25 protein-coding genes and 9 tRNA genes are annotated in these 25,177 nt (G+C 40.5%); 26 read left to right on the top strand and 8 right to left on the bottom strand.

Annotation, left to right across the window (positions count from 1 at the left end; translation table 11 throughout):
• Positions 1-28: 28 nt before the first annotated feature.
• Entirely contained in the window at positions 29-832 is an 804-nt protein-coding gene (locus GZH31_RS09615; protein WP_180310912.1) for a hypothetical protein, read from the bottom strand.
• Positions 833-936: 104 nt separating this feature from the next.
• The gene (gene sbcB / locus GZH31_RS09610; protein ID WP_074989316.1) at positions 937-2,382 is read right to left on the bottom strand and encodes an exodeoxyribonuclease I; all 1,446 of its coding nucleotides are present in this window, start codon (positions 2,380-2,382) and stop codon (positions 937-939) included.
• 266 nt (positions 2,383-2,648) lie between these two features.
• On the opposite strand from sbcB, the gene GZH31_RS09605 reads away from it, so the two are divergent.
• From GZH31_RS09605 to GZH31_RS09595, 3 genes are all read left to right on the top strand, one after another.
• Entirely contained in the window at positions 2,649-2,834 is a 186-nt protein-coding gene (locus GZH31_RS09605) for a hypothetical protein (RefSeq protein WP_075594361.1), read from the top strand.
• 73 nt (positions 2,835-2,907) lie between these two features.
• The gene (locus GZH31_RS09600; RefSeq protein ID WP_075594360.1) at positions 2,908-3,483 is read left to right on the top strand and encodes a hypothetical protein; all 576 of its coding nucleotides are present in this window, start codon (positions 2,908-2,910) and stop codon (positions 3,481-3,483) included.
• A gap of 125 nt (positions 3,484-3,608) precedes the next feature.
• A complete protein-coding gene (locus GZH31_RS09595) occupies positions 3,609-3,989 on the top strand; it encodes a hypothetical protein (protein ID WP_036967741.1) in 381 nt (126 codons plus the stop codon).
• Positions 3,990-4,000: 11 nt separating this feature from the next.
• On the opposite strand, the gene GZH31_RS09590 is transcribed toward GZH31_RS09595, so the two are convergent.
• Together GZH31_RS09590 and GZH31_RS09585 are read right to left on the bottom strand one after the other, a co-directional pair.
• Positions 4,001-4,420, bottom strand: coding sequence for a hypothetical protein (locus GZH31_RS09590; RefSeq protein ID WP_065978526.1), 420 nt, complete (start codon positions 4,418-4,420; stop codon positions 4,001-4,003).
• A gap of 85 nt (positions 4,421-4,505) precedes the next feature.
• A complete protein-coding gene (locus GZH31_RS09585) occupies positions 4,506-5,450 on the bottom strand; it encodes a sodium-dependent bicarbonate transport family permease (RefSeq protein WP_065978525.1) in 945 nt (314 codons plus the stop codon).
• 108 nt (positions 5,451-5,558) lie between these two features.
• Between GZH31_RS09585 and GZH31_RS09580 the strand changes: the two genes are divergently transcribed.
• Complete coding sequence (locus GZH31_RS09580) at positions 5,559-6,518, top strand: LysR family transcriptional regulator (RefSeq protein WP_036967747.1); 960 nt, start codon at positions 5,559-5,561, stop codon at positions 6,516-6,518.
• A gap of 111 nt (positions 6,519-6,629) precedes the next feature.
• Here GZH31_RS09580 and GZH31_RS09575 read toward each other — a convergent pair whose 3' ends face one another.
• Positions 6,630-7,523 carry a TIGR01777 family oxidoreductase gene (locus GZH31_RS09575; RefSeq protein ID WP_036967749.1) on the bottom strand — a complete coding sequence of 298 codons (894 nt, stop codon included), beginning with the start codon at positions 7,521-7,523 and terminating at the stop codon, positions 6,630-6,632.
• An 87-nt stretch (positions 7,524-7,610) separates the two neighbouring features.
• Positions 7,611-8,909 carry a diguanylate cyclase domain-containing protein gene (locus GZH31_RS09570; protein WP_180310911.1) on the bottom strand — a complete coding sequence of 433 codons (1,299 nt, stop codon included), beginning with the start codon at positions 8,907-8,909 and terminating at the stop codon, positions 7,611-7,613.
• A 280-nt stretch (positions 8,910-9,189) separates the two neighbouring features.
• Between GZH31_RS09570 and GZH31_RS09565 the strand changes: the two genes are divergently transcribed.
• Positions 9,190-10,521: an AarF/ABC1/UbiB kinase family protein gene (locus tag GZH31_RS09565; protein ID WP_180310910.1), complete on the top strand. Its 1,332-nt coding sequence runs from the start codon at positions 9,190-9,192 to the stop codon at positions 10,519-10,521.
• 22 nt (positions 10,522-10,543) lie between these two features.
• Here the strand turns inward: GZH31_RS09565 and GZH31_RS09560 are convergent.
• Together GZH31_RS09560 and GZH31_RS09555 are read right to left on the bottom strand one after the other, a co-directional pair.
• A tRNA-Pro gene (locus GZH31_RS09560) sits at positions 10,544-10,620 on the bottom strand.
• A gap of 103 nt (positions 10,621-10,723) precedes the next feature.
• Positions 10,724-11,341 (bottom strand): arylesterase, encoded by a 618-nt coding sequence (locus GZH31_RS09555; RefSeq protein WP_065978522.1) that lies wholly within the window; start codon positions 11,339-11,341, stop codon positions 10,724-10,726.
• On the opposite strand from GZH31_RS09555, the gene GZH31_RS09550 reads away from it, so the two are divergent.
• The 21 genes from GZH31_RS09550 (at position 11,342) to GZH31_RS09450 (ending at position 25,109) form a co-directional block, all read left to right on the top strand.
• Positions 11,342-12,061, top strand: a complete 720-nt coding sequence (locus tag GZH31_RS09550; RefSeq protein ID WP_036967761.1) for an ABC transporter ATP-binding protein — start codon at positions 11,342-11,344, stop codon at positions 12,059-12,061.
• A complete protein-coding gene (locus GZH31_RS09545; RefSeq protein ID WP_118844392.1) occupies positions 12,051-14,552 on the top strand; it encodes an ABC transporter permease in 2,502 nt (833 codons plus the stop codon). Before GZH31_RS09550 ends, GZH31_RS09545 begins: the two co-directional genes overlap by 11 nt.
• A gap of 126 nt (positions 14,553-14,678) precedes the next feature.
• Positions 14,679-15,203, top strand: coding sequence for a crossover junction endodeoxyribonuclease RuvC (gene ruvC / locus GZH31_RS09540; RefSeq protein WP_036967765.1), 525 nt, complete (start codon positions 14,679-14,681; stop codon positions 15,201-15,203).
• Between the two features lies 1 nt (position 15,204).
• A complete protein-coding gene (gene ruvA, locus GZH31_RS09535; RefSeq protein ID WP_036967766.1) occupies positions 15,205-15,825 on the top strand; it encodes a Holliday junction branch migration protein RuvA in 621 nt (206 codons plus the stop codon).
• A gap of 7 nt (positions 15,826-15,832) precedes the next feature.
• Complete coding sequence (ruvB, locus tag GZH31_RS09530; RefSeq protein ID WP_036967767.1) at positions 15,833-16,837, top strand: Holliday junction branch migration DNA helicase RuvB; 1,005 nt, start codon at positions 15,833-15,835, stop codon at positions 16,835-16,837.
• 302 nt (positions 16,838-17,139) lie between these two features.
• Positions 17,140-17,382 carry a hypothetical protein gene (locus GZH31_RS09525; protein ID WP_036967770.1) on the top strand — a complete coding sequence of 81 codons (243 nt, stop codon included), beginning with the start codon at positions 17,140-17,142 and terminating at the stop codon, positions 17,380-17,382.
• Between the two features lie 478 nt (positions 17,383-17,860).
• Entirely contained in the window at positions 17,861-18,565 is a 705-nt protein-coding gene (gene tolQ / locus GZH31_RS09520; protein WP_036967773.1) for a protein TolQ, read from the top strand.
• Positions 18,552-18,986 (top strand): protein TolR, encoded by a 435-nt coding sequence (gene tolR / locus GZH31_RS09515; protein ID WP_036967776.1) that lies wholly within the window; start codon positions 18,552-18,554, stop codon positions 18,984-18,986. Before tolQ ends, tolR begins: the two co-directional genes overlap by 14 nt.
• A gap of 2 nt (positions 18,987-18,988) precedes the next feature.
• Positions 18,989-19,927, top strand: a complete 939-nt coding sequence (tolA, locus tag GZH31_RS09510; RefSeq protein ID WP_036967778.1) for a cell envelope integrity protein TolA — start codon at positions 18,989-18,991, stop codon at positions 19,925-19,927.
• 9 nt (positions 19,928-19,936) lie between these two features.
• Positions 19,937-21,295: a Tol-Pal system beta propeller repeat protein TolB gene (gene tolB, locus GZH31_RS09505; RefSeq protein ID WP_036967780.1), complete on the top strand. Its 1,359-nt coding sequence runs from the start codon at positions 19,937-19,939 to the stop codon at positions 21,293-21,295.
• A 34-nt stretch (positions 21,296-21,329) separates the two neighbouring features.
• A complete protein-coding gene (gene pal, locus GZH31_RS09500) occupies positions 21,330-21,872 on the top strand; it encodes a peptidoglycan-associated lipoprotein Pal (protein ID WP_036967784.1) in 543 nt (180 codons plus the stop codon).
• Positions 21,873-21,884: 12 nt separating this feature from the next.
• Positions 21,885-22,643 (top strand): tol-pal system protein YbgF, encoded by a 759-nt coding sequence (gene ybgF / locus GZH31_RS09495; RefSeq protein WP_036967786.1) that lies wholly within the window; start codon positions 21,885-21,887, stop codon positions 22,641-22,643.
• A gap of 168 nt (positions 22,644-22,811) precedes the next feature.
• A tRNA-Lys gene (locus GZH31_RS09490) sits at positions 22,812-22,887 on the top strand.
• A gap of 64 nt (positions 22,888-22,951) precedes the next feature.
• Positions 22,952-23,027 (top strand) — tRNA-Lys (locus GZH31_RS09485).
• A 61-nt stretch (positions 23,028-23,088) separates the two neighbouring features.
• A tRNA-Lys gene (locus tag GZH31_RS09480) sits at positions 23,089-23,164 on the top strand.
• A gap of 62 nt (positions 23,165-23,226) precedes the next feature.
• Positions 23,227-23,302 (top strand) — tRNA-Lys (locus tag GZH31_RS09475).
• Between the two features lie 64 nt (positions 23,303-23,366).
• Positions 23,367-23,442 (top strand) — tRNA-Lys (locus GZH31_RS09470).
• 53 nt (positions 23,443-23,495) lie between these two features.
• Positions 23,496-23,571: transfer RNA gene (locus GZH31_RS09465), tRNA-Lys, on the top strand.
• Between the two features lie 53 nt (positions 23,572-23,624).
• A tRNA-Lys gene (locus GZH31_RS09460) sits at positions 23,625-23,700 on the top strand.
• Positions 23,701-23,830: 130 nt separating this feature from the next.
• Positions 23,831-24,871, top strand: a complete 1,041-nt coding sequence (gene nadA / locus GZH31_RS09455) for a quinolinate synthase NadA (RefSeq protein ID WP_036967789.1) — start codon at positions 23,831-23,833, stop codon at positions 24,869-24,871.
• Between the two features lie 150 nt (positions 24,872-25,021).
• A tRNA-Ser gene (locus tag GZH31_RS09450) sits at positions 25,022-25,109 on the top strand.
• Positions 25,110-25,177: the final 68 nt, after the last annotated feature.

The following is a 25,177-nucleotide window of genomic DNA, read 5'->3' as shown; positions in this document are numbered from 1 at the left end:
GCACATGTGAACTCTTATAAAAACTATTTTAATAGCAGCTAACTTGCGAGACTAATCTTTGCCCATTTTCAGCTCTCGTAAAGGCAATTTTACAATGAGTGCCTATATTAAGTGAGCCCCCATAGACAATATCTACAAAAGGCTGTGTATTACTGGTACTTAGGTTTGCATTGAAGAGTGTTGAACCATCTGAGTTCTTAACTGTTTTCGTTAAATCTGCGACTAAGCTATATTTGCCATTTTTTATCTCTATTAGTGCAAAAGGTTCGCCGCGACTGTCTTTTACTAAGACGATATTTTGGTCTCCACTATCAAACAAGGATGCAAATACATCTTTGAAATCTATAGTTCCGCTTGCAAAGTTTTTGAAGTCTTCACTGAAACTTGTTCCATTATTTTGCACACTTGGCTCTGAGGTATTGCGGTTATTTCTGGTTACAACTGTGGAAGTAAATGCGCTATGTAATGCACTTGATTCAAAAGCTTTTTTAAAGCGAGTGAAGGCACTGAAAGTATCAGAAACACTTGTTGGTGCTGAGCAAGCATTACAATTAATTATAAAGCCATGGTGGAACTGTTTAAATATAACTGCCCTAGATTTAATGACATTTGTAGAAAATGAGATTGAATCATTATTTTCAGAATAAAGTGTTGTATCAATCTTCTCGTAATCTACTCCCATCTCATTACACTGACCCATATAGCTAGCATCAGGTTTATATATACAAGCGCGTATGTAAGTTTCGAAATCCATTTTGGATTCAAAAGAGTAGGCATGGCTTATGCCAATGAATAAAATGACAAATAGGGTAAAATGCATACTTTTTTTCATAAATATTCCTTTATTTATATAATGTTAGAGCATTGCTTTTTGTATAAACGGTTTAATCTTATAAGGTGCCATTTTCACAAAAAGCATGGTAATTGATGGTTATATTACATACTTTGTGCGTAGTTATACAGTGCTTTTAAAATGTGCAGATTTTTTTCATTATCGTCGTGCTCATGAGCTAAATTTTCGAGCGTAATCATAAAATCGTGTGCGCTAATAGAAGGACTGTCATCGCCGTGCATTAATTTATTTTGGCAATACATACGCCACTGTGCAAGTTCGTCTTGGCTTAAGGTGTGTGGCCAGTTGCGAGCACGGTATCTAAACAACAAGGTGTTAAACTTTTTGTCTTCAAAATCTAACTGCATTGTGGCCAGTTGCTCAGGGCTTGCATCGCGAATAATGGCAAATTTGGCTTTATCGGCATGGCTCGTAAAGCCATCATATAGTTGATAGTCAGGGTTATGTGTTTCACCGTAGTCACGTTGTTCGTTAAATACTTCGGTTACTTTGTCGCGAAGTTCAGTATTGGCTTTTAATATAGCAAGGTTTTGCAAACACTTTTCGCGGTCTATCCCTAGGCGTGCGGCATTTTCTGGTAATAGTGTTTTAGCGGGCGCAAGAATAGGGCACTTATTTAAGTGAACTAGTTTTAAGCCGACAGGGGCCTCGTTTTCGCCAAGGTCGGTGTGTTTGGTGTAAAGGCGTGTCCGTAACTCTTCAACCGATAAATCTAATAACACCTGCGGATCATCTGTTAAATTAAAGCAGATGATGGCGTTTTTGTTTACTGGATGAAAACTCATCGGCGCTATCCAGCTAGTACAGCCTTGGCTTGCCGGTATGCGTGATGAAGTATGTACCAGCGGTGTCATGTTGAACACATCAACTAAATCAGCCAGCGCTTTTTTAGAGCGTAAACCAAAAAAGAATTGATACAGCTTGGGTTGTTTTTCTTTTATAAGCTTTGCAAGCGCAATGGTTGCAGTAACATCACTTAACGCGTCGTGAGCTGCGGCATGTTCTATGCCGTTAGCAACAGTTAAATGCTCAAGTTTAAAGCTGGGTGTGCCATCATCTTTTAATGGCCACTCAATACCTTCTGGTCGCAACGCATAACAAGCACGAACAAGGTCAATAATATCCCAACGGCTATTATTGTTTTTATACTCTCGCTCATAAGGGTCATAAAAATTACGATATAGACTGTAACGTGTTACTTCATCGTCAAAGCGAATACTGTTATAGCCAGCTACACAGGTGTTAGGCTGACTAAACTCGGCATGAATTTTTGCCATAAATTCGGCTTCAGGCAGTCCTTTTTGCATGGCTATTTGTGGTGTAATGCCGGTTATTAAACACGCCTCTGGGTGCGGTAAATAGTCTGCCGCGGGTTTACAATATTCAATGAGCGGCTCACCAATAATATTTAAATCAAGATCGGTACGTATGCCAGCAAATTGACTCGGGCGGTCTTTTTGCGGGCTGGCGCCAAAGGTCTCGTAGTCATGCCAGTAAATTGTTGGTTGCTGTTGTTCTTGATATGCCATGCATTAAACCTTGCTAAGCGTATGTGCGCTTACCATTAAATTTATTAGTTAACAGAATTATGGCATAGAGCCTTATTAGTTTATAGAGCAAAGCGTAAAGGTGTTAGGGAATGTCTATTTTACCAACAAGGGTAGAACAAAAAATAGCCTATCGATTGTTTTTTATGCTTATATAGAGATTAAGAGTGTTGTGTTACTAAAATAGCAATATAAGTGGCGCAGTACTTGCTAAGAAACAGCATCTTTAACAATGAAGGAACAAAAAAATGACTTTATCAGCCCTATTACTATCTACTTTAGCATTCGACGCAGCACCAGCAACAAGTTTTGATACTCAAAAACTTCAGGGGAGTGGCGGAATTATTATTATTAAAGATCCAAAGAAAAAGCAAGAGTTACAAGGTTCTGGCGGTATCATCATTATTAAAGATCCTAAGAAAAAAGAAAACTAATTCTCTAAGTCAGCTGAATTGCTGGTTTTCTTTTAAATATAGTTATATCCTACCCGCGGTTTAAGGGTGGGATATGATTGATTACATCTCTGATTTATATAATGAATTTATGTTTGCTAGTGAAAGTAGAGATGCTTTTTCATTGCAAGTCATAATTTCGTTGATGTATTTAGTTGCTTTAGTTTTGTCTGTTTATAGAGCAGTAAAAAACAAAGAGCTATTTAGTGACTTTTTATCAATTGCTGTAGTAGTAACTAAGTACTTAATTACGTCGCTTTTAATGGAAAAAGTTCTTCTTTACATACATGAAAGCCACGCTGTTAATAATGCACAGAATGTATATTTAGCACTATGTTTGTTTAACCTTTTGAGTATATGGTTGCTTTACATACTGCATGTGAAGCTTAGCTATAAATTTGGCTTATTATTTTTTTGTGTGCTCAAATTAACAATCATTATTGCTTTATCTCATTTTATTTTATGGTTTAAATTTGTTGTCTTGGATATCCAAGCCGAGCACGCCTATATTCATTACATTTACAGTTTTGTCGTCCTTTACATTAGTATTGCCTTAGCTGTGGTGATGCTTTTCCCCAGTTTGCTTAAAACGAAGTTAAAATTTTTGGTGAGTCCAAGTTGGCCACACTAGAGATTGGGCGCGAATCAGATATTTCTTATATATCAGCCTCGTACTATCATTTATAATGCTTTTTCCTGATGTATTACGAACCAAGTTTGGGTGTATAGTAACATTTAGTTTACCGAGGGAACGTGATGCTTGAACTAATTTACAGTGCAATTGCCGTTTTAGCTATCCTGCTTATAGCGAGTACATGGCTAATTGCGCGTAAAAACATATTTGAAGATCAAATAAGAAGCAAATCGGTTGAAGTCGTTTGGTGTACCATTCAGGCTGAAAATGAAACCGATATAAATAAAGCGCTCAAATTATTTAATAAAGCCGAAGCTTTAAAAAGTGAAATTGCGGCTTTACTAGGCGAGTCGCCAAATGTAGCCAACTTTAAATTTGCCGAACCAATAGATTTTACTGATGATACGTTAAAAGATTTATCGCTGGGCGAATTGCAGCGCTACTATGATAAACAAAATAATATTGCCGATATCTATAATGAGTTATACAAAGGCAAGAATTAAAAAAAGCCAAGTTATTTAACTTGGCTTTGTATTTTTAACTCGTTTTCAATCTGTTCTACATGAATTTCTGCCAGCTCACCCAGTGTTTCTTGATTGTGATTTTCACCCTTAATTAAGCCAGCCATAGACATTTTTTTGATACTTTTGATAATGCCGTTCTTAATCGCTTTTAATTGGTCATTACTTAATTGCACCGTGTGTTGATTTTGACCATTAAGTAAATAGTCAAAACTCACGTGTGTTGCTTTACTCGTTTTATCAATTAATGAATAAGGGATGGTGGCACTGAAAATACAGTGCTCACTAAATCCGCTTTGTAATGATAAATGGTGCTCAAGTTCTGCATTATTTTGCACATTGTATTCAGCACATAAGCGCTTAAAAATGTTACTCACATGCTGTTGCTCTGTGCTGAGAGATTGATCAAACATATAGCAAGTCCTTGCACATTTTTTCTTTATATTAAACGACTTTAGTCCAAATCGCATTCATAAAGTGATGTTTAAATTCACTTTTTTATGAGATTAGTAATGCCATATGATGATACAAACCTATACCGACTAATACATTAAACGGAAAGGTTATCCCAAGCGAGCTTAACATGGCTAAGCCAATATCTGCATCGGGGATTGCTGCTTTAATCGCTGCAGGTGCTGCAATGTAAGATGCGCTAGCAACTAAGCTTCCTAAAATTACGATTGAGCCAAGCTCAAGCTGCAATGCGGTGCCAACCCCAACACCAATCGCACCTAATAAGTTGGGTGTAATAAGTGCAAACAACGCTAATCGCCAATGATGCCATGGAATAGGGCGTAGTGTTTGTGCTGCCATAAGACCCATTTCAAGTAAAAATAAGGCTAATACAACTTTAAAGCTATTGGTTAGTAAGCTCGTAACTTGGCTGCCTTGTTGTGTGCCATACATCATGCCTATAATAACGCCACCTACAAGCAGAATAACACTTTTGTTTGTTAAGGTTTCATGCCACAGCGCCTTAAGCGATAGGTTACCTGCAGAGGCTTTATTTCCTAGTCGGCGATAAAGCAATAAGCCAACAATAATGGCCGGCAGCTCAAGCATGACGAGATACAGGGTTACTTCGGCACCTACCACAAGTGAATTTGATTCGGCGTACGCCAAAGCAACAGCAAATGTACCTGCACTCACCGAGCCATAATGTGCTGCAATACTTGCACTGTTTGCGACCGATAAATTAAGTAAGCGTTTGAGTACGGGGTAAAGTAGAAGAGGGATACACGCTCCGAGTAACAATACCGATCCCATTTCAGGTAATAATTGCCAATGTATATTTCCGTGTAGCACCATGCCACCTTTTAAACCAATTGTTAGCATTAACAATAGGCTGAGAGTTTCATAAGTTGCTTGCGGAATTTTTAGATCAGATCGTAATAAACCTGCGGCTAACCCTAAAACAAAAAACATGACAACAATATCAGGCACTTTTTTCTCCTCTTAGTTAAAAGCGCCGCTATTCTAAATAAAAAAACACATAGTAAATAATTAAATGAATGCTACCATCATATAGGTTTTTATCTATGAGGTGAGGTTGTGGACTTACGACATATTTCTTTTCGGCTATTAGAAGTGTTTATGTGTGTAGTTAAAACACGTTCAATTAGTGAAACGGCAAGGCAATTACATTTAACGCAGCCAACAGTATCGCAGCAAATAAAGCGACTGCAAGAAACTGTAAACGAGCCTCTCATTGTGGTTAACCAGCAGCGTATTCATATTACCGAAGCGGGGTTTGCTTTATTTCAAACTTGTCAGCAAGTGTTTGGTCATTTTGACGATTATCAAGATTATTTGGTTGAATTGAGAGGCGGTGAGCGGGGACGTTGCAAAATAGCGATTGTAAATACAGCGCAATACATCCTGCCAAAACTATTAGGGCCATACAGTAATTTACATCCGCATGTAGAACTTCCGTTAGAAATAGGAAACAGGGCCGAAGTATTGGCTCGGTTTGAAAGAGGTGAAGATGATATTTATGTATTTAGTCATCCACCGTCGCTTGAGCACGCGAAAGCAGGGCGTTTTTTACAAAATCCCTTAGTGTTTATCGCCCCAATGAATCACCCTCTGGCTAAATCTTCACACGTAACACTGCATGATTTAATGACTGAGCGCTTTTTATTGCGTGAGCCAGGTTCGGCGACACGCATGTTATTCGAAAGTGAGTTACAAAGCCGTGGCTTTGTACTTAGTGACACCGTGCAAATGGCAAGTAATGAGGCTATTAGGGTTGCCGTCGGTTCTGGAATGGGATTAGGTGTTGTGTCTCGTCATGTATTGCCAGCACACGATAAAAGCTTTTGTATGCTTAATGTTGTTGATGTTCAGCTGGCAAGTCATTGGTATTTTGTTGTTCGGACAGATCGGCATTTGTCCCATGCTGCACGTAATTTTTTAAGATTTGCAGAACTTAATTTAGAACAGTGCTTAGACAAAGAATGGGTTACAAATGAGCTTCATACGCTAAACCACAGTTTAACCATGAAGACGTAGCTACATGTATATTTTGGTACGTCGCTGGTTTGCCATGATAGTTAGAAAACCTTTACTGCATAACAGTATACAGTAAAGGTTTATACAAATTTAATTTTACTTATCAATGTATTACAGTTTTAAACTTTCCAGCGCAGGTTTTAGCTCAGGGTAATGAAAGCGATAGTTATGCGCGAGTAATTTATTCGGCATGACGAACTGACCATGGATAAGTAAGTCTGACATTTCACCCATCATCAGCTTAAGTAACCAACTAGGCATTCTGAGCATGGCGGGGCGCGAAAGTACCGTCCCTAATGTTTGGCTAAACTCATTATTGTCAACTGGGTTTGGAGCTGTGGCATTAATTGGCCCATGCAAGTCGTCGTGGGTCAGTACAAATAATATCAGCTGAATCATATCGTCAATATGGATCCAAGACATACCTTGGTGACCATGCCCTAAAGGCCCACCAAAACCAAACTTGAATGCAGGTAACATTTTACTCAGTGCGCCACCTTGTTTGGCAAGAACAACACCCGTTCTCAGCAAGCAAACACGGGTTTTGCTTGATTGCGCTTTGGTGGCTGCATGCTCCCAATCTCGACAGAGAACATGGCTGAATTCTGGGTATATATCATTAAATTCCTCATCTATATGTTTGTCGCCTTGACGACCATAAAAACCAATGGCGCTACCAGAAATAAAGGTATGAGGAGGCGTTTCACACCGGCTAATCGCTTTAGATATTTGCAATGTTAGGTTTATTCGACTGTCGAGCAAACGGCGTTTTTGTGACTCGCTCCAACGTTTGTTAACAATAGGCTCGCCAGCCAAATTTATCACTGCATCTATATCTTCAAAATCAACCTCATCCAACGACTTTACAGCATGCACTTGATGAGTCAGTAATACATTGGCTTGAATAGGATTTCGGCTCAGTACTGTGACTTTATGATGGTTTAAAAGAAATGGGCACAAATGCTTTCCAATGAGGCCTGTTCCACCTGTTAATAAAATATGCATAGGGCACCTTAATTAAATGAGTGTATGTTTTTTATACATAGCGACTGAGCTTTTTGCAAATTTGTACGTAATAAGCATTGAATAAGTTCAGTTATCTCCCTCAATTCCTTGAAAAATTTTATATGTGTGTAACTGGCTTTGCTTGGCTTCGTACATTGCCTGATCAGCAAATTTTAATAATTGTGTATGGTCAGTTGTGTGATCGGGTGAGACAGCAATACCAATACTTAAAGTGACTTTTAAGTTATGCTGCTCTACCTCAAAGGGGCTGTTGAACTTATCGAGCAAGTGCTTGATCATCGCATCAATATAACTTAGTTTTCTGAGGTGGTGAGCCACAATAATAAATTCATCACCGCCATAACGATATACATCATCATCAGCACGCACAGCGCCAGTTATTCTTTTAGCAGCTTCAACAAGCACTTTATCACCAATGACATGACCGTATTGATCGTTCAATTGTTTAAACTGATTAATATCGATAAATATAACAGCCATCTTATTGTTCTTTGAGCTTGCACTAATGGCGAATTTTAATTGACGGTCAAGCTCTGTTCGGTTCAACACACCTGTAAGGTGGTCATGACTTACCAAAAAACTTAACTTGTTGGTGCGCCTGTAAATAATGTTGCTCATACGATGAAAACGTCGAAGTAAATAGCCAATTTCATTGGTGTCACATTTTTCAATACGATCAGGTATTTCGCCTTTTTCTAGCTTTTCGGTATTTTTAAGTAATCTCTTTAGCGGTTTAAACAGCTTATTGTTAATGTAAAAAGCACAAAAAATGGATAGGAAAATAAATAACGGAATTTGCACAGATACGACTTGCGTAATAAGTAACCGGTTATTCTGGAAATCTGCGTTTCGCTCAGCCAACCTTGTACGCTCAACATTTTGAAATTGTTTTATTAACGCCTCAATTTGCTCTATTAACGCTTTACCTTCGTTGGTGTAAACAATGCTTTTTGCCTCTTCGGCTGCATCGGGCGTATTTTGTTTTATTAAATTAATCGTTAAATTCAGTTCGGCGAATTTTTTCTCAATCAATGCATCGAGTTGTGCAAGGTTTTGTTGCTGTTTTTTGTCATTCAGAGTCAGCTTATTGAGTATTAGGAATTGTTCTTTCGTTTTTTCTAAACCACGGTAGTAGGGATCAAGATAATTGAGGTTCTCTGTTAAAAGATAACCTCTTTGGCCCGTTTCAGCATTAATAATATGGTTATAGAGTCGTTCAGATTGATCAATAATCTCATGAGTACGATTAAGTACATCAAATTTTAAACGGCCTTCTCTGTCGAGAATAAAGACAATAAAAGTGTTTATCAAAACGACAATAAACAAAGTGCTCAATAATAATATTAATTGTGTTCTAAGAGACATTGAGAGGCCAGAGCTGAGAAATGAGTGATTTATAATAATAAAGTATTGTCGATACTTAGAAATTTTCCAATTTTCGCCTCAATTTAGTGGCTTAAAATGACGTAGTTTGAGTGATAAATGACGAAATCACTTTTTATCTTCACTACAAGTTAATTGATTTTTATAGCGTGTATTGTGTCGCGTTTAAAATTACATACATTGTTAAAGCTCAATACAAAGGGGATCTAAAGTTCTTTTACTTACGTATTTAAAACATGATACATAAAATACGTGACACGCTATGACTATTAAACAAAGTGCAGTGCCTACATCAAGGTTTTCAAGGGCTGCAAGCCTTGGTGCTTTAGTCTCGAAAGTGGCGGGAAATATGCTGTTTTCAAGCGCAAAAGCATGGGTCGCTGGCAAGGAAACCTCTCGTCAAGAATTATTATTACAGCCTAAGAATATTCAGCGTCTTACCGAGCAGCTTGCCCATTTACGTGGTGCAGCAATGAAATTAGGCCAACTGTTGTCGATGGACAGTGGTGAGTTACTTACGCCCGAATTGTCGGCTATTCTCGCTCGGTTACGTGCTGAGGCGACACCTATGCCACACAAACAGCTCGTACAGGTGATGCGCAACCATTGGGGGGATGCGTGGCTAGAGCACTTATCGCACTTTGAATTACGGCCGTTCGCTGCTGCGTCGATAGGGCAAGTGCATATTTCCTACACTGAAATGGGGAAAAAACTGGCGGTGAAAGTTCAATACCCAGGCATTGCAAAAGGGATCGCCAGTGATGTTGATAACCTTGCTTATCTACTCAAAATAAGTGGCTTGCTCCCAAAAAATGTGGATCTGCAACCCCTTATTGATGAAGCTAAACAGCAATTGATAAATGAAGCAGACTACGAATTTGAAGCACGATACCTAACACGTTATCGCGCTTGCTTAGCCGATGATGAAAACTACGTTATTCCAAAAGTGGTTGATGAGCTCAGCTCAAAGCAGATACTAGTCATGCATTTTGTTGAAGGGCAAGAGATAGAGGCACTTGTAGATGCACATCAAGCGTTAAGAAACAAAGCGGTAGAACAGTTACTGCGTTTATTTTTAAATGAGCTATTTACCTTTAAGCTGATACAAACAGACCCTAACTTTGCCAACTATCAGTATCAAATGGACCAGCAGCGTTTAGTGTTATTAGACTTTGGCGCAACACGTGAATTACCTCAACATATAAGCAATGGTTATTTGCAATTATTATCAGCAGCCGCCAAAAATGACAGGGCAGAAGTTGCAGCAGCAGCCAAGCGTATCGGGTATTTTGGGCAAGAACTAGCGCAAGAATACATTGATAACGTTGTCGATATTTTTCTACTCGCGTGTGAGCCACTTAGCTGTCAAGGCGAGTACGATTTCGCTAAAAGCGATTTACCAAAACGCATCAAAGAACTCGGTCTTGAAATGAGCACTGCATCGCAATACTGGCATGCACCACCAGTTGACGCACTATTCGTACACAGGAAGTTAGTAGGGTTGTTTTTAATCGCTGCAAAGTTAGGCGCAAAAGTAGATGTGAACCAAATATTCACTGAGTTTAAACTGCAACGCAATAAAGAAAGCGATTAGAGATACAGTGGGGGGAGGAAAATGGTCGGCATAGCAGGATTTGAACCTGCGACCCCTGACACCCCATGACAGTGCGCTACCAAGCTGCGCTATATGCCGACATTTGAGGCAATAGTACGTCTTTTTTTATAAAAATCAATACACCTGTGGTCTGATTGCTTGTTTATTGTTCATTTTAAGCAATAAAGACAGAGGCTAGGTGTTAATCTAGCCAATCATTGATCGTTTTATACATGAAATCACGTATTAATGGTTGGGCATCAGCGTTTGGGTGTAAATTGTCGTTTTGCATGAGCTCCGGGCGACCTGCTATGTCTAACATAAAGAATGGCATAAGTTCGCTGTCGGTTTCATTGGCAATACTTTCAAAGCTGTCGGTAAATAACTTAGTGTAGCGGGGGCCATAATTTGGTGGAATCTGAACTTCCATCACGGCAGTTTTGGCACCTGCTTGTTGGCTTTTGTTAATTAAATCACGTAAGTTAGCGTGTAAACGTTTGATTGGAAAACCACGTAAACCGTCATTTCCACCAAGCTCAATAAGTACATGAGTGGGTTCAAATTCGGCTAGCAGGGTATCGAGTCGTCTAAGTGCTCCGCCAGTTGTTTCACCGCTAATGCTTGCATTAACTAAGTTAACAGGTTGGCTTTTTTCATCGTACTTATCTTGTAACAATTTAACCCAACCTTGCTCTTGTTTGAGGCCGTAAGCGGCGCTTAAACTGTCACCTAAAATTAAAATTGTGTTGTCAGCTGCTGCCGTAAGTGGTTTGATTACTAACAGTAAAACGAATATAAAACGTAGGATTGGATGCATCATATGTCAGCGCTTTCTCAATTAAACATTATTCAAGTTAATGGACTTACTAAAACAGTCACCACAGTGGAGGGTGACCTAACCATCCTCAGTGACATCAGCTTTAATGTCAAGTCGGGCGATTCTGTGGCCGTTGTTGGCACATCGGGCTCGGGTAAGTCTACGTTACTGAGTTTATTAGCAGGTCTTGACCAGTCAACCAGTGGCAGCATTCATTTAGACGGCGCTGCATTGCACGATTTAGATGAAGAAGCCCGCGCGGCATTACGCGCTGATAAAGTGGGGTTTGTGTTTCAGTCTTTTATGCTTGTGCAAAGTTTAACCGCGCTTGAAAACGTGATGCTACCGGCAGAGCTTGCTGGTAGTAAAAATGCAAAACAACAAGCCCTAGAGTTACTCGAAAAAGTGGGTCTTAGCCACCGTGTGGGGCATTATCCTTCGCAACTTTCTGGTGGTGAGCAACAGCGTGTTGCAATTGCGCGTGCATTCATTGGTACGCCTAAAATTTTGTTCGCGGATGAGCCCTCTGCAAACCTTGATAGCAAAAATGGCAGATTGATAGAATCTTTACTTTTTGAACTGAATAAAGAACACGGTACCACGCTTATTTTAGTAACTCATGATGAACAGCTTGCTGAAAAATGCCAACAAATTTTACACATTGAAGCAGGTCAATTAGTAACAGTAAAAGAGAGCGAAGAGGTGCAAGCGAATGTGGGCTAAGTTAGCACTTAAACTGTTTTCACGTGAGTTTAAACGGGGTGAATTAACGGTGATCAGTGCGGCTATTGCTTTGGCTGTGCTCACTGTATTAACACTTTCTATGGTAACAGACCGAATTGGTCAAAGTATTGCGCAAAAAAGTAGTGCCTTTATCGCTGCGGATCGTGTGTTGGCCAGTAATCATCAGTTACCAACAGAGTATTTGCAAAAAGCGCAGGAACAGAGCTTACGCACTGCAAAAATTACGTATTTCGATACCATGCTATTTGCAGGTGACGAAATGCAACTTGGCTCAGTAAAGGCGGTTTCTGATAGTTATCCATTAAAAGGCGAACTTAAAGTAAAAACACGCTTAACTTCAGATGCTATTGTTACTGACGAAGTGCCAAAAATGGGTGAAGTATGGCTTAGTGAGTCAGTGTTTTATGCGCTTAATATTCAGGTTGGTAGTCAAGTTGAGCTGGGCGCTGCAACGTTTACAGCAAGTCGAGTGGTTGCCGAAGAACCCGATGCTCCTTTTAATGTTTTTTCCAGTAGTCAACGCATTTTAATTAATGAACGTGACATAGACGCGACACAGGTGATCCAGCCGGGGAGTCGCGTGTTTTATCGTCAATTGTATGCTGGTGAGCAAAGTGACTTAGACACCTTTTATGCTTGGCTTAAACCCCAAATGAAAGAAAACCAACAGTGGTATGGTGTTAAAGACAGGCAATCACCTATTGCGAACAGCTTAAATAGAGCGGAGAGCTTTTTATTACTGGCAGGTTTGTTAGGTATCATTTTAGCGGCAGTGGCAATTGCGGTATCGGCAAAACGCTACTGTGAAAGGCAATATGACCCAGTCGCAATGATGAAAACTCTTGGCGGCAGTAGGGCAACTATCCGTAAAATTTACTTATTACATTTAAGTTTAGTTTGCACAATGTCGGTCATTTTGGGGTTAGTTATTGGTTATTCTTTACAAATGATAGCCAGTGATTACCTTGCTCAGTCAATGGGCACAGAGCTGCCAAGCGCATCGGCAAAACCTTGGCTTATCGCAGTCAGTACAGGCGTGATTTGTGCCGTTATGTTCTCGATTAAGCCGCTGCTGGATTTATTTGATATTCCCCCATTGCGTGTACTTCGTCGCAACTTGGGTGACCGTTTATTAGTGAGCAAAATTCACCTTGCAATGTCGGCGCTAACGGTGTTTTTGTTAATGTGGTTGTTCAGTAATAACATTAAAATTACGGCCATTTTATTTACCTCAACAGCGTTTTTAATCGTGGTGCTATTTGGTCTATCGAAGCTTATTTTTGGTGGGGGTCGTAAGCTAGGCTTAAGTCCTGGTAATAGCTGGTCTTTAGCGATTGCTTCAATTCAAAAGCGAGCGAACGTAAATGCGGTGCAGCTTATAAGCTTTGCGCTTGCTATTAAATTACTGTTGTTTTTAATCGTACTTAAAAACGACATGATTTCAGATTGGCAGTCACAATTGCCAGCCGATGCGCCAAACTCATTTTTAGTGAATATAACAGAAGCTGAGCTTGAACCTATCACGTCGTTTTTAGCAGAGCGTGACATGCCTACGTCAGATTTTTACCCGATTGTTCGTGGTCGTGTTAATGCCGTTAATGGTGAGCTGGTGGCTCGTGAGGTATCATTAGAAGACAATGAGAAAAAAGATGAAGAAGCACGTTCAGGTATTGGCCGAGAGTTAAATCTTACGTGGCGCGCTGAGCTACCCAAGCAAAATGAGTTAATTGACGGTACATGGTTTACCGAGAGCTCAGTGGCAGAGGCGTCATTAGAAGAGTCAATGTTAGCGCGTTTAGATGTAGAGTTGGGCGATACACTCACCTTTTTAATTGGCGCTCAGTCATTCGATGCCAAAATTACCAGTGTACGTAAAGTAAATTGGAACACCTTAAAACCGAATTTCTTTATTATTTTGAGCCCCGATGTGCTGCAAAGTTTCCCTGCGACGTACATTTCATCGGTGCGTGTAAATAAAGATCAAAAGCGAGAGTTTAGTGAGTTATTACGTCAATACCCAACGGTGAATGCGATTGATGTTGAAAGCTTTATTAAGCAAATACGCTCAACAATAGAGCAAGTATCGTTAGCGATTGGCTTTGTACTCGCGATTGTTGTTGCGTGTGGTGCTTTAGTGCTTATTTCGCAAGTGCAAGCCAGCCTAGGTGAGCGTATGCAAGAAATTGTTATTTTGCGTACGCTAGGCGCTAAAGGGCGATTAATTAAAAACGCGACCTTGTATGAATTTTTATTATTAGGCTTTACGGCCGGTTTAGTCGCGGCTGTTGTCAGTGATGTTGCTTTGTTAATTGTACAAAAACAAATGTTCGAATTAGCAGGTAAGTTGCATCCACATATTTGGTTAATAGGCCCTGCAGCAGGTGGGTTATTTGTTGCGTGTTTAGGGTATTTAATGATAGCGCGCACTATGCGAAAAAATACTCAAGGTTTACTGCGGTCGCTAGGATAAAGACGATGTTTAAAAAATGCTCGCAATTGCGGGCATTTTTTATGAACTGTAATTAGTTACTGGTAATTTATACAGTGCTCTGGCATTATTAAATGCAGATGATGATTTTATAGATGGGTCAGTTAGTTGGCGATTATTTTAGGGATTGATCCTGGTTCACGATTAACAGGTTATGGGGTAATAGCCCACCAAGGTACTAAATTTACTTATTTAGGGAGTGGCTGTATAAAGCTTGCTGATCACGACTTTCCTATACGCTTAAAAATGATTTATCAAGGTGTTAGCCAGTTAATTGAACAGTTTTCGCCGGATAATTTTGCCATTGAAAAAGTGTTCATGGCACATAATCCTGACTCAGCACTCAAACTTGGTCAAGCCCGAGGGGCCGCCATAGTCGGTGCGTCAATGGCAGAGTTGCCCGTATTTGAGTACTCAGCCAGACAAATAAAACAGGCGGTCGTGGGGAATGGTGGTGCCGATAAATCGCAAGTACAGCATATGGTTAAAAATATTCTAAAACTGCCGGGAACCCCGCAAGCCGACGCTGCCGATGCGTTAGCAATTGCCATTTGCCATGCTCACTCAGAACAAAATTTAATTAAACTTGCGGGCAGCGCGAGCAAAACCGTAAGAGGACGATTAAGGAAGTAATATGATAGGTCGATTAAACGGGTTACTTGTTGAAAAGCAGCCACCAGAAATACTTATAGAGGTAAGTGGTGTCGGTTACGAAGTGCAAATGCCAATGACCTGTTTTTATGATTTACCCAATGTGGGTGAACAAGCGGTTATTTATACTCATTTTGTTGTTCGCGAAGACGCACAGTTATTATTTGGTTTTAATAATAAAACTGAACGTGCTTTATTTAGAGAGCTGTTAAAAGCAAATGGGGTAGGCCCTAAACTTGGCCTTGCCATTTTGTCGGGCATGTCGGCGCAGCAGTTTGTTAGTTGTGTTAACAATGAAGATGCGACAACCTTGGTTAAACTGCCTGGGGTGGGCAAAAAGACTGCAGAGCGCTTGGTACTTGAAATGAAAGACAGGCTAAAAAATTGGGGTAATGACTTATTCACACCATTTAGCGATAATGCCATTATTGAGCCTGCAAGTAATGATACGCTAGTAGCGAATAATGCTGCGGATGATGCTGTTTCAGCACTTGAATCTTTAGGCTATAAACTACCGCAAGCGCAAAAAGCGGTTAAAGCTGTAAATAAACCAGGTATGACAACAGAGGTTCTTATTAAAGAAGCTCTAAAGTCAATGTTGTGAGTACACCATGATTGAAGCAGATCGCTTAATTGATGCGAGTGAACAAAGTAATGAAGACAGTGTCGATCGTGCAATACGTCCAAAACTATTAAACGACTACACAGGCCAGCCGCATGTTAAGCAACAAATGGAAATTTTTATTGAAGCCGCTCGTCATCGTGGTGAAGCGTTAGACCATTTACTCATTTTTGGTCCGCCGGGTTTGGGTAAAACAACACTGGCTAATATTGTAGCGAATGAGCTTAATGTAAACATTAAAACGACTTCAGGGCCGGTTCTTGAAAAAGCGGGCGACTTAGCCGCGCTATTAACTAACCTTGAAGAAGGCGATGTACTGTTTATTGATGAAATTCACCGCTTAAGTCCACAAGTAGAAGAAATACTTTACCCCGCAATGGAAGATTATCAACTCGATATTATGATTGGTGAAGGTCCTGCGGCACGATCAATTAAGCTCGATTTACCGCCTTTCACATTAATAGGGGCTACAACGCGTGCTGGCTCGTTAACATCGCCATTACGAGATCGTTTTGGCATTGTGCAACGCTTAGAGTTTTATTCGGTTGAAGATTTATCAAAAATTGTTGCCCGCTCTGCTCGATATTTAGATTTAATCATGTGTGACGAAGGCGCCGTTGAAATTGCTAAACGCTCACGCGGTACACCACGAATAGCAAACAGACTTTTGCGCCGAGTACGAGATTACACGCAAGTTAAATCAGACGGTAAAGTAAATGCCGAAGTCGCTGAACAAGCACTTGATATGATCGATGTTGATAAAAGCGGTTTTGATTACATGGACCGAAAATACCTTCTTGCCATCATTGAAAAGTTTATGGGTGGCCCTGTTGGTCTCGATAACTTAGCGGCTGCCATTGGCGAAGAAAAAGAGACTATTGAAGATGTCATTGAGCCATTTTTAATTCAACAAGGATTTATTCAACGCACGCCCAGAGGGCGACTCGTTTCTGATATTGCCTACCTTCATTTTGGTCTTACCCCAGATAAATAACAAAACCCCGCTTAGCGGGGTTTTTAGTTTTTAGATATTAGAAAGTAGATACTAGAAAGTAGATATTAGAAGGTAGATATTAGAAGGTGGATCGAGCGGGGGTTACTGTAGCGATTAAATATAAAAAGCTTGCCTTAGGTTAATGTGGATTTATTTTGCACAAACCACAAACCACAAACCACAAACCACAAACCACAAACCACAAACCACAAACCACAAACCACAAACCACAAACCACGATTGATGGTCTCATTTTAACATCTGTAATTCACATGCTGTTAAGTTATCTGTAGGTATTCTCATTGACGTTTGTGCAGGCAAAAAAAAGCCCGCATAAGCATGCGGGCAAACAACAAGTTGAAGGAAGTAATCCAGGGAACTACGGTTTTCTTAAAGAGGTTTTATCCTGTTTAAGTCAACCAAGTGCAATACGAAACTTCATATTGCAAAAAACGGAGCTTAATGAAAAAACTTTCAAAGGTTGCAGCTCGGTATGGGGAAATGATACGCAATGGTGGATTTTTCTTCAAACTAGAAAAATTTAATTTTCAGATAAAAAAAACTAATGTGAGTGATTTGTTGGTTTGTTTTCTTTTTGTTCACTTATTGAGTGTTTTTACTTTAAGTTTATGAATAAAATGATTTTTATAATATCAACAAACATTGTTCAGGATTAGTTTAAGTATTCTGTAGTAGATTTGCAAAACATGTTTTGGGTGTTTATGCGTAAAATATGAATAAACGCCGTGTTTTATGAGGTTTTGCTATATTTTTAGTTGCCTAATGGTGGTACTCATTTTTGCAGTGAAAACATAGCAAAAATAAGTTTTTAAAGGATTGTGAGCAAAAAATAGCTAAGCTGAGTGCTTTTCACCGTTATTTGCCGCTATTTCACAGCAAGAGCGTTGTCAGTTCATTATTGACTAGATACACTAGATGTAACTTTTGGCCAAGTTTGTGGTCAATAAATGCAAGTGTAAAAAATATAACAAATTATATAGAAATCTATTTTAGGAGTTTAACGTGGGATCAGGGCTTAACTTTTTAGATCTTATTCTAGAAGCCAGTGTACTTGTCCAATTAGTGATGTTGGCATTAGTGGGTATGTCGGTCATGTCATGGGCAATTATTTTTCAACGTAAAAAAGCGATTTCTGATGCATTAAATGGCGCAAAGCGTTTTGAGCAAAAGTTCTGGTCAGGTGTTGATCTTAGTAAATTATATAATGAAGTGTCTGCCCGCCCAGGCGGAGCTTCGGGCGTTGAAGCTCTTTTTGTTGCCGGTTTTAAAGAATTTGCACGCCACAAAAAAAATACGTTCCAAAGTGCCAGTATCGTTATGGAAGGCACGCATCGTTCAATGCGTGTTGCTTTGTCGCGTGAAGTTGAAAAATTAGAATCTAGTTTATCGTTTTTGGCGACCGTTGGTTCTATTAGTCCTTATATCGGCTTATTTGGTACTGTATGGGGTATCATGAATGCATTTATCGCACTAGGTGAAGTGAAACAAGCTACATTACAAATGGTTGCACCGGGCATTGCCGAAGCACTTATTGCAACTGCAATGGGCTTATTTGCGGCAATTCCAGCCGTTATTGCTTACAACCGTTTTGCAAATAAAGTAGAAAAGCTGGAAGGTAATTATATTAACTTCATGGAAGAGTTCGCCAATATTTTACACCGCCAAGCAGCTACGCAAATAGAGGCAAAAGCGAATGTATCAGCGTAAAAAACGTCGCCCAGTAGGGGAGATAAACGTAGTACCTTACATTGATGTTATGTTGGTACTACTTATTATATTTATGGCAACAGCCCCATTAATTACTCATGGGGTGAAAGTAGATTTGCCAAAAATGGAAGAATCTGATCTTGTCGATACAAAAGATACACCGCCTATCATTGCGTCAATTGACGCTGAAGGTAAGTATTATGTCAGTATCGGCACTGACCCAGAAGCACCGATGGAAGCATTAGACGTCGCTGCTGTGATTAAATTACAGTTGCAAAAAAATCCCGATACTCCGGTTATGATCAAAGGTTCAGGTCGTGTATCTTATCAAGAAGTACTGTTGTTAATGGATTTTCTTAAAAATGCAGGGGTGCCTTCAGTTGGCCTTATGACCGAATCGTTTGAGGGGAATAAAGGCTAGTTATGGGTGCATCAGTAATAAAATCAGTTCTTTTGCACTTGGCAATTGCAGGTTTATTAGTGGCGACAGCCAATTTTCATATGCCAGCACCAAAAGTAATGGAGGTGACTTTAAACCCTGCATTACCTGAGCCTGAAAAAGCGGTGTCAGCCGTCACGGTTGATCAGCAGAAGGTTGAGCAAAAGATTGCCGAGCTAAAAAAGCAAGAAGAAGCTAAAAAGCAAGCAGAAGCAAAACGTATTCGTGATTTAGAGCGTCGTGCTAATGACGCGCGTAAGCAACGTGAAGCTGAAGACCGCCGTCTGAAAAAATTAGAACAGCAGCGTCGTGCGAAAGAGAAAGAAAAAGCCGAAGCTGAAGCTCAAGCAAAGAAAGCGCGTGAAATTCAAGAGAAAGAACGTGCTAAAGCGCAGCAAGCTGAAAAACAAAAGCAAGAAGCCGAAGCAGCAGCAAAAGCCGCAGCACAGAAGCGTAAAGCCGAAGAAGAAGCATTGAAAAAAGCGGAAGAAGAGCGCAAGCGTAAAGCTGCAGAAGCTGAAGCTGAACGTAAACGCAAAGAGGCTGAAGCAGAGCGTAAGCGTCAGCAGGCATTGCAAGAGCAAATGCTCCAAGAGCAACTGGCTGCAGAACAGGCTGCACGTGATAAAGTGCGTCAGCAGCAGGTTGTTGGCGAAGTTGAGAAATATAAAGCGTTAATTATGGCGCGTATTCAGCAAAACTTCTTAAAAGATGAGAAGATGAAAGGCAAAGAATGTCGCCTTAATATTCGCCTTGGCTTTAATGGTTTGGTGACCCAAGTTAAATCATTGGGTGGAGATACGTTAGTGTGCGAAGCTGCGATGCGCGCAGTGCGTATGGCTGACACGCTACCTGTTTCACCAGATCGTGAAGTATTTGAGCAATTAAAAAATATTAATTTAACAATAGCGCCTCAATTTTAAAGGAATGATATGTTTAACCAGATAAAAACAGCATGTTTTATTGTATTACTGGGCTTTCATGGCATTGCCAGTGCTGCATTAGAAATCGTGATCACCGATGGTATCGATGGTGCGCGCCCAATTGCGGTTGTGCCTTTTAAATATCAAGGTGTGGGTCCTATCCCTGAAAAGTTAAGTTCAGTGATTGCTGCCGATTTAATGCGCAGCGGAAAATTTAAGCCGATCGACGTTAATACCATGCCTCAGCTTCCTGCTAAAGATTCAGATGTTGATTACGGCGCGTGGGTTAATAAAGGTGTCGAGGCTGTGTTAGTGGGTGAGGTAGAGCAACAACCTAATGGCCGTTACCGTGTTAAATATGAACTTATTGATGTGATTCGTGGCCAAATTACGGGCGGCGAAACACAATTAATGAGCAACGGTAAGTTGGTTAAAAGCCAAGATCATATTTTAGATGCACGAGAAAGTGTTATTGGTGAAAATGGTTTTCGTCGGTACGCACACCGTATCAGCGACGTGGTTTACGAAGCTCTTACGGGTGAAAAAGGCGCATTTTTAACAAAAATTGCCTATGTCATTGTGCGTGAAAATGACGCTAAACCTTATCAATTGGTGGTTGCTGATTATGATGGCTTTAATGAGCAAGTGTTGCTTCGCTCTAAAGAGCCGCTTATGTCACCAGCGTGGTCGCCAGATGGGACTAAGTTAGCGTATGTAACGTTTGAAAATCGCCAAAGCCAAATTTACATTCAAGACTTATATACAGGAAAACGCGAACTAATTACCAGTCACCCTGGTATTAATGGTGCGCCTCAGTTTTCTCCTGATGGTAAAAAACTACTGTTAGTGCTATCAAAAGACCGTAATGGCGCAACAGAAGTGTACTTATTAGACCTTGCAACACGCAAAGAAACTCGACTTACAAATCACCGCAGTATAGATACTGAACCATCATGGTTTCCAAATGGTCAAGATATCGTGTTTACCTCTGAAAGGGGTGGTAATGCTCAGATTTATAAGTTAAATTTGCAAACAGGTAGGTCAAAACGAATGACCTTTGATGGTGACATGAACTTAGCAGGTTCGGTTTCACCGGATGGAAAAGAATTAGTGATGGTGAACCGTACAAACGGTCAATACCATCTTGCTAAGAAAGAGCTAGCTACAGGTGCGTTCCAAGTATTAACGAGAACACGCCTAGATGAATCGCCGAGTATTGCACCCAATGGCTCGATGATTATCTACAGCACGCTTCATAATAATAAACAGGTGTTAGCGTTAGTTTCTATGGATGGTCGCTTTAAAGCACGCTTACCTGTGCTAGACGGACAAGTTAAGGCACCGGCTTGGTCGCCTTATTTACAGTAATTTTACTGGTTTACTCAATATAGGAATCAATTCAATGCAACTTAATAAAACTTTAAAAGGCCTGCTAATTGCTGTGCCAGTGATGACTTTAGCAGCATGTAGCTCTTCTTCAGGTGTTGACGAAGGTGCTGCAAACCAAACAAACCAAGGTGCGGTTGAGCAAGCAAACAACAATGATACAGTTGAAGTTGCAACGCTTACTCCAGAGCAACAAGCTGAAGAAGCACTTCGTGAAAAATACGAAGCGTTACGTCAAGAACAAATCATTTACTTTGGTTTTGATAACGCTAAAATCCAAAGCAAATACGCTGAGCTTCTACAAGCACACGCTGAGTTCTTAGTACAAAACCCTTCAGTTAAAGTACTAATCGAAGGTCACGCAGATGAGCGCGGTACGCCTGAATACAACATCGCATTAGGTGAGCACCGTGGTCAAGCAGTAGAAAAATATCTACAAAGCTTAGGTGTTTCTGCTAGCCAAATGTCGGTAGTGAGCTATGGTGAAGAGAAGCCAATGGTTAAATCTCGCACTGAAGAAGCGTTCGCTAAAAACCGTCGCGCAGTATTAGTTTACTAAGAAAGAGACATTATGAAGCCGAAAATTATTTTGGCAGCAATGATCTTAAGCGGGAGCACCCAGTTATGGGCTGCTCCCGCTCCTGTTTCAGAAGCTGCAAGCTCGCAATCGAGCATAGAGAAGCGTTTAATCGCATTAGAAAACATGATGAAGTCACGTAATTTATTGCAAGCTGAGCTTCAGCAGCAGTTGAATATATTACAAGACGAAGTGAGTCAGGTTCGTGGCATTACTGAAGAGCAAAGCTATAAGCTTGAAAAAGTGCTCCAACGTCAACGTGAGCTTTATCAAGAAATTGAGAATCGCGTTAGTCAGGCCTATTCTCAGCCTGCGGCAGCAACTCAGCCAACGAATACTTACACAGATATAAATGCATCACAGACTATCAGCTCAGACTTATCTGAAAATGAAGCCTATGAGCGTGCTGTGGCGCTAATTATGAAAGATAAGCGTTATGAGCAAGCAATACCTGAGTTCCAAACATTCTTAACGACTTATCCAAATTCAGTGTATGCGTCAAACGCGCATTATTGGTTAGGGCAGCTTTTAACAATTCAAAACGATCCCGCTGCTGCAACTAAACACTTTAAAGTGGTTGTGAATGAATTTCCGAATTCGAATAAACGTCCTGATGCTATGTTGAAGTTAGGCAACTTACTTGTTGATCAAGGTTTAGGCGAACAAGCCCTTAAAACCTTTAATGATTTAATTAATCAGTACCCAAGTACAACCGCTGCTAAATTAGCCACAGAACGTCTGTCGCAACTGTAGATTTGACCTGATTAGACTGCTTTTTGACTTAAGCGGTCTAAAATTAGGCAACTAGACATAAAAACTTAAAAAAAGAGATATTTTCTGTTGCACTCAGCATTTAAATAAGTATTATAAGCGCCCGCAGCAGGCGATTGGTAACAACAGCCAAAATGCGGCTAAAAGAGCGGGTCATTAGCTCAGTTGGTAGAGCAGTGGACTTTTAATCCATTGGTCGATGGTTCAAGTCCATCATGACCCACCATTATTTTTAATGGTATACTTTTAGATATCGGCGGATTTACGCAGCTTTAATAATGTAACAGAGCGGGTCATTAGCTCAGTTGGTAGAGCAGTGGACTTTTAATCCATTGGTCGATGGTTCAAGTCCATCATGACCCACCATTCTTTGAATGGTACAGTTACATATCGGCGGATTTACGCAGCTTTTAATAAGCAGCAGAGCGGGTCATTAGCTCAGTTGGTAGAGCAGTGGACTTTTAATCCATTGGTCGATGGTTCAAGTCCATCATGACCCACCATTCTTTTTGAATGGTACTGTTAATATCGGCGGATTTACGCAGCTTTTAATAAGCAATAGAGCGGGTCATTAGCTCAGTTGGTAGAGCAGTGGACTTTTAATCCATTGGTCGATGGTTCAAGTCCATCATGACCCACCATTCTTTCTAGAATGGTAATCTAAAATCGACGGATTTACGTATAGCTTTTAGTAAGTAATAGAGCGGGTCATTAGCTCAGTTGGTAGAGCAGTGGACTTTTAATCCATTGGTCGATGGTTCAAGTCCATCATGACCCACCATTCTTTTGAATGGTTATTTATATCGGCGGATTTACGCATCACATATCAAGAGCGGGTCATTAGCTCAGTTGGTAGAGCAGTGGACTTTTAATCCATTGGTCGATGGTTCAAGTCCATCATGACCCACCATTCTTTTTGAATGGTCATGCATATCGGCGGATTTACGCATTACATATCAGAGCGGGTCATTAGCTCAGTTGGTAGAGCAGTGGACTTTTAATCCATTGGTCGATGGTTCAAGTCCATCATGACCCACCACGCTTAATTTATCTTTTTTATCTAAGTTATCCCTTAATTATCTTTAACAGCACTCAGCAATACTGTTCTTTAGAGTTATATTCTCGTATAATTCGCGCCATGAATGCACTGTGGACTAAGTGGTCGAGAAATGAGTCTAGCTGAACAAATTATGCCTGAGGATTATATCTTTCCTCCAAAGCCAGCGCCGTTATCAAAAGATGAGCAAGCTGAGTACAAAGCACGTATTAAACAATTACTAATAGACAAGAATGCAGTTCTTGTTGCCCATTACTATACGGATCCTGAAATTCAAGCACTTGCTGAAGAAACAGGCGGCTGTGTGGCCGACTCGTTAGAGATGGCACGTTTTGGTGCTAAACACGATGCGGATATTATTGTTGTCGCCGGCGTGCGTTTTATGGGCGAAACAGCAAAAATCTTAACGCCAAACAAAACAGTTGTAATGCCAACTTTGGCTGCGACCTGTTCATTAGACGTAGGGTGCCCAATTGAAGAGTTTTCTGCGTTTTGTGATCAACACCCAGATCGTAAAGTAGTGGTGTACGCTAACACCTCTACGGCGGTAAAAGCACGTGCCGATTGGATTGTTACCTCATCATGTGCGCTTGAAATCGTTGAGCACTTAGATGAGCAAGGCGAAAAAATCATTTGGGGTCCAGACAAGCACCTTGGTTCTTATATTCAAAAGAATACCGGTGCCGATATGATTATGTGGAATGGCGCGTGTATCGTTCATGACGAGTTTAAAACCAAAGCGTTAAAGGACATGAAAGCCCTACACCCAGATGCAGCGGTGTTAGTACACCCAGAGTCACCTGCTGAGATTGTTGCCCTTGCTGATGCTGTTGGTTCAACAAGCCAACTAATTAAAGCTGCGCAAACCATGGACAACAAAAAGTTCATCGTGGCGACAGACCGCGGTATTTTTTATAAAATGCAGCAGTTATGCCCAGAGAAAGAATTCTTTGAAGCACCTACAGCCGGTGAAGGCGCAACATGTAAAAGCTGTGCACATTGCCCGTGGATGGCTATGAACGGCTTAAAAGCGATTGAAGAAGCCCTAACAGACCCACAAGGCAAAGAAGTGTTTGTTGATATGGACTTACGCGAAGGCGCGTTAAAATCGCTTAATCGCATGTTAGAGTTCTCTGCGACACTACAACGCTAAGAATTGTTGCGATAGAAATGAAAGGCAAGGTGTACATACCTTGCCTTTTTTGTTTGTTTACTAGCCACTTAAGTTAGCTATTTTAAAAACCCCTTGCGTATGTAGGGTTGTTTTCATACTATAACGCCGCGTTAATCAGTTAACGCTTTAGGTGACGTGTCCGAGTGGCTGAAGGAGCACGCCTGGAAAGTGTGTATACGGCAACGTATCGAGAGTTCGAATCTCTCCGTCACCGCCATTTCCTTTCAATATACTTGTCTATTTTTATCAAATTTTCTTTATAAAAAAATAAACCCCGCAATTGCG

It is taken from the genome of Pseudoalteromonas sp. JSTW (assembly GCF_013423925.1).
Lineage (GTDB): Bacteria > Pseudomonadota > Gammaproteobacteria > Enterobacterales > Alteromonadaceae > Pseudoalteromonas > Pseudoalteromonas lipolytica.
Note: the sequence above shows the minus strand (reverse complement) of the source record. Positions and strands in the feature narration are given on the sequence as shown.